At 53.3% G+C, this 7,124-nt stretch carries 7 protein-coding genes; 4 read left to right on the top strand and 3 right to left on the bottom strand.

Annotated features, from left to right (window positions below; genetic code table 11):
• Positions 1-383: 383 nt before the first annotated feature.
• A complete protein-coding gene (locus ACP5D4_RS20280; protein ID WP_428013427.1) occupies positions 384-632 on the bottom strand; it encodes a hypothetical protein in 249 nt (82 codons plus the stop codon).
• A 212-nt stretch (positions 633-844) separates the two neighbouring features.
• Here ACP5D4_RS20280 and trpC point away from each other — a divergent pair, with 212 nt between their 5' ends.
• The 3 genes from trpC to ACP5D4_RS20265 all read left to right on the top strand — a co-directional run bounded on the left by trpC (position 845) and on the right by ACP5D4_RS20265 (position 3,828).
• Positions 845-1,735, top strand: coding sequence for an indole-3-glycerol phosphate synthase TrpC (gene trpC, locus ACP5D4_RS20275; protein ID WP_428013426.1), 891 nt, complete (start codon positions 845-847; stop codon positions 1,733-1,735).
• Between the two features lie 523 nt (positions 1,736-2,258).
• On the top strand, positions 2,259-2,552 hold the full coding sequence (locus ACP5D4_RS20270) for a DUF5340 domain-containing protein (protein WP_428013425.1): 294 nt from the start codon (positions 2,259-2,261) through the stop codon (positions 2,550-2,552).
• Between the two features lie 124 nt (positions 2,553-2,676).
• Positions 2,677-3,828 carry a pyridoxal-phosphate-dependent aminotransferase family protein gene (locus ACP5D4_RS20265; RefSeq protein ID WP_428013424.1) on the top strand — a complete coding sequence of 384 codons (1,152 nt, stop codon included), beginning with the start codon at positions 2,677-2,679 and terminating at the stop codon, positions 3,826-3,828.
• Positions 3,829-3,909: 81 nt separating this feature from the next.
• On the opposite strand, the gene ACP5D4_RS20260 is transcribed toward ACP5D4_RS20265, so the two are convergent.
• The gene (locus ACP5D4_RS20260) at positions 3,910-4,101 is read right to left on the bottom strand and encodes a DUF2949 domain-containing protein (RefSeq protein WP_428013423.1); all 192 of its coding nucleotides are present in this window, start codon (positions 4,099-4,101) and stop codon (positions 3,910-3,912) included.
• A gap of 515 nt (positions 4,102-4,616) precedes the next feature.
• Positions 4,617-5,204 carry a DUF192 domain-containing protein gene (locus ACP5D4_RS20255; protein ID WP_428013422.1) on the bottom strand — a complete coding sequence of 196 codons (588 nt, stop codon included), beginning with the start codon at positions 5,202-5,204 and terminating at the stop codon, positions 4,617-4,619.
• Between the two features lie 334 nt (positions 5,205-5,538).
• Between ACP5D4_RS20255 and proX the strand changes: the two genes are divergently transcribed.
• Entirely contained in the window at positions 5,539-7,113 is a 1,575-nt protein-coding gene (gene proX / locus ACP5D4_RS20250; protein WP_428013421.1) for a glycine betaine/L-proline ABC transporter substrate-binding protein ProX, read from the top strand.
• The last annotated feature ends 11 nt before the right edge of the window (positions 7,114-7,124 follow it).

The following is a 7,124-nucleotide window of genomic DNA, read 5'->3' as shown; positions in this document are numbered from 1 at the left end:
TACCTGAAGCTGGAGGCATGAAGCCCCCGTGCTTCAGCCGGGGGTGCTGACGGTATTACTGTAGCGGAAAAATCACTAAAAAAAAAGCCATCTATACAATTTTTTATTGTTTTTGTAAAAATACGGGTGCAGTTAGAATAACCCTATATTCTTCTCTCGCCAAAAAATTCGTGATTTTACGGGAATTGCTTGAAATTGTTACATTGCGTTACACTTGCTTTGCAAAGCGTTACACTGTATTTCCAAAAACTTTTTAAAGAGGATCGATCGACCTCTTGCACCGTCTCCGATCTATTTCGACAAACTCAACTCACCTCACCCCAGTCCCTTCGAGATACTGGGGTGCTTGAGAGGTAACGGTTAACCGCGTTTCGGAGCCGATATCAACGGGAATTCAAGTGTTTGAGGATTCGGAACTGCCAGGATTCGAGTTTCAACGGAGCCAGTTGAGAACGATCGACCTTTCTCACCACCCGATCCTGTTTCAGCTGCGGTGCCAGGTTGAGACGGGGCGATCGCTCCAAGGAAAATACCCCCGAATCCATAGCCGCACAGCCGACTAACACCAAAGCCAACAGTACGCGGTGGAGAGTGCGCGGTGGGGTGTCGGGAAGTAACGGCTGCTGTGTCATGGCATTTTCGTCCTTGAGGGGAAATCGCAACGAAAACGTGAGTTTTGCCCGTCTTTCAATGGCGATCGAGGGCAGATAGGCGTTATTGATAACGACTCCATCGAAGGCGGGGAAGTTCCCACGAACGCTCGATCGAACACCAACGGATGTGTTAAGAGATTATATGGATTCGTCTGCTTCGAGTTGTCGCAAAACGCACTGAAACGCACCTAATGGTTAACATCCGTCGCCGTTCTCCCAATCCCGCCGTCCAAGCCGATACCTGTCAGTACCAAGTTCCCGTTCCCGACAGCGAACCCCGTCACATTCTCGAAGAAATTGTTTGGCACAAGGAAACGGAGATCGACAAACTGCGGCTGTATATGCCCCTGACGGAACTGAAAAAACAAGTCGATATCGCCCCAAAACCGCGCGATTTCGTGGCTGCACTGCAAAACGGACCCACGACGCCAGCCTTAATCGCCGAAGTCAAGAAAGCCTCCCCGAGTAAAGGGGTGATTCGGGAAGATTTCGATCCGATCGCCATCGCCGAAAGTTACCAGCGAGGGGGCGCCAGTTGTCTGTCTGTCTTGACCGATCGCAAGTTCTTTCAGGGTAGTTTCGACTATTTGCGAGACGTGCGCCAAGCGGTAGACTTGCCCGTTCTCTGTAAAGATTTCATTATTTATCCCTATCAACTGTACCTGGCGCGGGCGCGAGGTGCTGATGCGGTGTTGCTCATCGCGGCGGTGTTGAGCGATCGCGACTTGCAGTATTTCTTGAAAATCACCAAAATTCTCGGGTTGGCGGCGTTGGTGGAAGTCCACACCCTCGAGGAACTCGATCGCGTGTTGAAACTCGACGGCGTGCGACTGGTGGGCATTAACAATCGCAATTTAGAAGACTTTACCGTGAGTCTCGATACCACGTGCGACATTTTGGCGGCGCGAAAATCCCAACTCGAGGAAAACGGGATTCTCGTCGTCAGCGAATCGGGATTGTTCGAGAAAGGCGATCTCGATCGCGTGTCCGAGGCGGGGGCGAAAGCGGTTCTCATCGGCGAATCTCTCATGCGTCAAAACGACCCCGGAGCGGCGATCGAACGCTTGTTTTCCGGGTCTTAACGGGTCAAGGGGTCTCGCGAGGTCTCCGGCCTCTCAAACAGGCGGAGAATCTCGGATTTGGGCAAAGAATCCCATCCAACTGGCGAAATCGATCGCGAAACTCGAGATCGATCGCCACCGCCATTGTCAAACTTTCATAACCCTTTACGCGAACCGTAAATCTTCGGATTCAGATTCGGCGAAAAGCTCTATCTTTTTACCATTGGATTGACCTCGAGGGGGGCGTCTTTGCCATGCCGTAAAATTCCCACCATCTCCCCTCAAAAATTCGCCGATCGAATGATAAAATCAATACGTTCCGCCGTCGAAGAGACGGTGAAACACCTTCCTGCAAACTCAAGCCGGCCAGGGCGTTGACCGTTCCCGTCAACCTTGATCGCCGCTTAGCCGAGGTAGCAGGATTGGCAAGCTACGATTCCGATTGCCAAGCAATAGAATCGTTAGCCGCGTTTGCGTTTAGGAATTTTCCAGGTAGAATCTTTAGATTTGCCGGGAGAGGATTTTAAGAGGTTTATCCGTTTTCATGGAGCCGATACCCCTTCCTTCTCATATCCACTACGAGCTGTTGCTGCAACTGTTAGAACGCCAAACCGTGTTTTCGGTCCCCTCGAACTCTGCCGAACGCCAGCAGATCGACCAACTGATTATCACCTTGCGAAAAGCACTTGCCCAGCAAAAACGCTTGGAAGAAACCTGTCAGCTCAAAAACTTACCCATCGATTATCGATGGTCTCTCAACCAATCGATTCGATCGAACTCCATCACGGATAACGCCCCTTTCCCGCGCAACATCCAAGACGATCGCCCCTCGAGTTAACGGGACAGCGGGAGAAGGGGAAACGACCGGAAGATGAGACGATCGGACGACCCGATGATGCGAACTTTCATCATCTCCCGATATCCCGATCTCAACATCTCTCAATTAGACGACTGAAAGGTTCATGGACGACAAGTTAATGTTAATGATTCCGGGTCCGACCCCGGTTCCCGAAACCGCCTTGCGGCAACTCGGACGCCATCCCATCGGCCACCGCAGCGGTGACTTTTCCAAAATCATGGCGGAAGTCACCGAAAATCTCAAATGGCTCCATCAAACCCAAAACGACGTATTGGTATTAGCCGCCAGCGGAACGGGGGCGATGGAAGCTGGGATAATTAACTTTCTCAGTTCCGGCGATCGCGTGTTGGTTGGCTGTAACGGAAAGTTCGGCGAACGCTGGGCTGAAGTCGCCCAAGCCTACAACCTCAACGTCTCCACCATCGAGGCAGAATGGGGCAAACCCCTCGACCCGGAACAGTTCCGCCAAGCTTTAGAAGCGGATACGGACAAGGAAATCAAAGCGGTTATCCTGACCCACAGCGAAACCTCAACCGGGGTTCTCAACGACCTCGAAACCATCAACCGCCACGTGAAAGCCCACGGCGAAGCGTTGATTATTGTGGATGCGGTGACGAGTCTGGGCGCCTACAACGTTCCCATCGACGAATGGGGTTTAGACGTGGTGGCCTCGGGGTCTCAGAAAGGATATATGATTCCGCCGGGGTTGGCCTTCGTCTCCGTCAGCGAGAAAGCCTGGAAAGCCTACGAAACCTCGAACCTACCTCGGTACTACTTCGATCTCGGACCCTATCGCAAGAGTGCGGCGAAAAACACCACGCCCTTTACGCCTCCGGTGAACCTGTTTTTCGCCCTGCAAGCCACGTTGCAGATGATGAAAGCCGAAGGGTTAGAGGCTATTTTCGCCCGTCACGATCGCCACAAACGGGCGACTCGCGAAGCGGTGAAAGCCTTGGGACTCCCGTTGTTTGCTCCTGACGACTGCGCGAGTACGGCGGTGACGGCGGTGGCGCCCGTGTCGGTGGAAGCTGAAAAAGTGCGATCGGCGATGAGAGCGAAATTCGACATCGCTCTCGCTGGCGGACAGAACCACCTCAAGGGTAAAATCTTCCGCATCGGACATTTGGGCTTCGTGAGCGATCGCGATTTGCTCTGTGCGATCGGCGCCTTGGAAGCGACGCTCATCGAGTTAAACGCCGACGTAACGCCAGGAGCGGGTGTCGTGGCCGCCAGTCGCGTCCTCAACGCGGGATGATGGGATGATGGGGTGATGGGATGATGGGGTGATGTGAAATTATCTCCCCTTCTCCCCATCTCTCAATGTCCCCTTCTCGACCTAGGCCGATTCCAGCCAGTCGTAAATGCGATCGAGCTGTTCGAGGGTGACGAAACCGTATTTCCATAAAATCATCGGTAACGGACCGGCGTCTCGATCGCGGCGACGTAACGCAATGGCGATGGAATCGGCGGAGAGATCTAAATCTTCTTCTAAAAATCGGAGAAATTGGGCTTGTGTCGTCGCTCCCATGACGGTATCACCTCGTTCGGACTAAAAATCATTGTGTTATGGCGGTAGAGAATACGATCTCCTCGAGTAGTCACTCAATCAGGTGTCTACTCGAAGGCGGCCGCTTTAACAGCCGTCCTTGAGGGTTTCTCGGTTCGGTGTTGCCTGCGGTTTTGGAAGACACCTGAAGCGTTTCCCGTTTCGATCGCGTCACTCCTCACCTATTCGCGCGATCGACATCGGAAATCGTTCGACCGGGACGCCAACACCCGATAAACCTTCTGTTCGATTTGAGATCGCTTGAAGATCTGCACGTTCGGGAAGCAGAGCTTAAGGTCGCGCGTTAGCTTGACAGTATCCGCGCTTCGACGCGATCCCGCTCCCTAGGAACCAACACCGTAGCAGATTTTTCGGCGATCGCATAGATGCAATGTTTACATCTTAATAGAGTTTTAATAATTTTCGTAACGTAAATTTAAGAAAGGCTCCTTTATCTTGACAAAACAAGAATTTAATGATAATAAATTGGATTTTTTTTAAGAGGCCGCGTCTAATAGTTCGATGTCTACGGTATCGCCGACGGAGACGCCTAACTCCGCCGCTCGTCCGCCGCGCAACTCAATGACGTAATCCACGAGAACCCCCTCGCCGGGGCTGTAGGTGGGACAGCGCAGCTGACGACAGGGGGGAACGTTTTCCGCCAGTCCCACCACCTGGCCGTCGTAGACGAAGACCATATCCAAGGAGATACGGACGTTTTTCATCCAAAAATTGACCGCTTCGGGGGGATCGAAGGGGAACAACATGCCACGATCGTCGGGGAGTTCGTCGCGGAACATCAGCCCCAAGGCCTGCTGTTGTGGCGTGCGGGCGACTTCGAGATCGATGGTGCGATCGCCCAACTGCACCCTGGCTTCGATGGGAAGCTGTTGCGATCGAGGGTTGGGGGAGGGGGGAGTTTCTAACGTTTCTGGAGGAGTCTCTGGACTCGTCTCTGAACTCGTCTCTGGACTTGAGAGGGTTTCCGGTTGCGATAACACGGCGCTGTCCTCAGAACAACCAATGACCGCCATAGTACTGAAGGCGACGACCACCAATAGTAAAACGACCTTGTTTCCAGTCATATCAAATCCGATGTCCAAAGTGGGAATTTTTCAGGTTTTCTCGAAACTCTGCCACCCAGTTGTCTCAAATGCGGCAACAGGAAAACATGGGAATGGGTGAATTGAGAACGGCATTTCGCGACAGGCGATCGCTACAGCGTTTCGTATGCTAACACGGCAGTTCGATCGATCTGTGTCCTCGCGAAGGACGATGCTAGGATTGGCGGTGAACCCAGCAGCAACGGGGCGGGAACCTCTGAAACAACAGACTTCCCTTCATCCCGACGAGTTCCAGCATCGATCGCGAACTCTCTGTTCAGTATCTCTTGTATTCGTTCGACCTCGACCCATCACCGTGAGATTCTCCAAACTCTACTCGTTCCTCGCCTTACTCTGTAGCGTTGTCCTGGCTGTCGTTCTTCTGACGCCCCAACCCGCAACCCCCAAAGCTGCCACGGTGCGCATGGCACGATCGACCTGGGAAACCGGATGGTTTCAAGCCGAAATCGTCAAACAACTCATCGAAGAATTAGGTTACGAGGTATCGGGTCCCTATACCAGCGAAACGGAAGACTTTTACCAAGCCGCCGCCCGAGGTGAGGTGGATTTATGGGCGAACGGCTGGTTTCCCGCCCACAACCTGTTTTTACAACAAGAAGACGTCCGCGATCGCGTCGTCGAAACCGGCTTGAATATCGAAGAGGGCGTCCTCCAAGGCTACATTATCGATTTACCCACCGCCGAACGCCTCGACATCGACAATCTCGAAGACTTAAAAGATCCCGAAATTGCCCAAGTTTTCGATCGCAACGGAAACGGTAAAGCCGATCTCATCGGCTGCGATGAAGGCTGGTCTTGTCGAGACATTATCGACCATCACCTCGAAGTCTACGGCTTGCGAGAAACCGTCGAACAAGTCTCGGGAAACTACGTCCCCCTCATGCAAGAGACGATCGATCGATACCGCCAGGGGGAACCCGTTCTCTTTTTCGGTTGGATGCCCCACTGGAGTCTCGGAACCCTCGTTCCCGGTCAAGACACGCGCTGGCTGGAAGTACCGTTTTTCAGCCTTCCCGACAACCTGGCCGAAATCGCCTCCGACGTCACCACCCTCGATAACACAGTCGGATGCCAAGGCACGCCCTGTCTGTTAGGATTTCCCCACCATACCATTCGCGCCGTCGCCAACCGCGAGTTTTTAGAAGCCAATCCCGCCGTCGAACTTCTGTTGGCGGCAATCGAGATTCCCCTCGAAGATATCATTGCCCAAAACGTCAAACTGGCCAACGGCGAAGACGAACTCAGCGACATCGTCGGCCACGCCCGGGACTGGATTGCAGCCCGCCGCGATCGCGTCGATCGCTGGTTAGAACTGGCCTCCGTCCGGGCGTTCGAGGGCGACGGCCCACCTGAGACCGACCCGAACCCCGAGACCCCCTCCACCGACACCCAAACCTTACGAGTTCTCACGAAACCCCTCACCCCCATGGTCATTTACCAAGACCAGCGATACAACGGATTTTGTATCGAACTGTGGGATAAAATCGCTGGCGAACTCGATCTGACCTATCGTCTCGAAGGCGTCGGAACCCTGGCCAAACTCCTCGACGACGTAGCCCGAGGCACCACCGATCTAGCTGTAGGAGGCATTAGCATTACCGCCGATCGAGAAAAAAGCCTCGACTTTTCCTATCCCTTTTTCGAGTCGGGATTGCAAATTATGGTCTTATCCCGAGGAAACAACCTGTTCGAGAGGCTGGTTTCCACCCTCGAGATCCTGTTCCTCTCGCCCCCTCTCTATTACGGTATCGGCGTGTTCGTTGTGACGTTGCTGGTGGTGGCACATATTATTTGGTGGGTGGAACGCCATCACAACCCCGAGTTTCCCGGTACGGGTCACTTAAGGTGGCAAGTCTCGAAAGCTTCTTAGAGAAAGCATTT

It is taken from the genome of Baaleninema sp. (assembly GCF_049974805.1).
GTDB lineage: Bacteria > Cyanobacteriota > Cyanobacteriia > Cyanobacteriales > Geitlerinemataceae > Baaleninema.
The sequence above is the reverse complement of the archived record's forward strand: the minus strand, read 5'-3'. Positions and strand labels throughout refer to the sequence as shown.

What these genes read in the sequence shown, in the direction of transcription:
- ACP5D4_RS20270 (WP_428013425.1), top strand. Translation starts at nt 2,259, where the DNA reads ATGGAGCCGATACCCCTTCCTTCTCATATCCACTACGAGCTGTTGCTG.
- trpC (WP_428013426.1), top strand. Translation starts at nt 845, where the DNA reads ATGGTTAACATCCGTCGCCGTTCTCCCAATCCCGCCGTCCAAGCCGAT.
- ACP5D4_RS20280 (WP_428013427.1), bottom strand. Translation starts at nt 632, where the DNA reads ATGACACAGCAGCCGTTACTTCCCGACACCCCACCGCGCACTCTCCAC.
- ACP5D4_RS20265 (WP_428013424.1), top strand. Translation starts at nt 2,677, where the DNA reads ATGGACGACAAGTTAATGTTAATGATTCCGGGTCCGACCCCGGTTCCC.
- ACP5D4_RS20260 (WP_428013423.1), bottom strand. Translation starts at nt 4,101, where the DNA reads ATGGGAGCGACGACACAAGCCCAATTTCTCCGATTTTTAGAAGAAGAT.
- ACP5D4_RS20255 (WP_428013422.1), bottom strand. Translation starts at nt 5,204, where the DNA reads ATGACTGGAAACAAGGTCGTTTTACTATTGGTGGTCGTCGCCTTCAGT.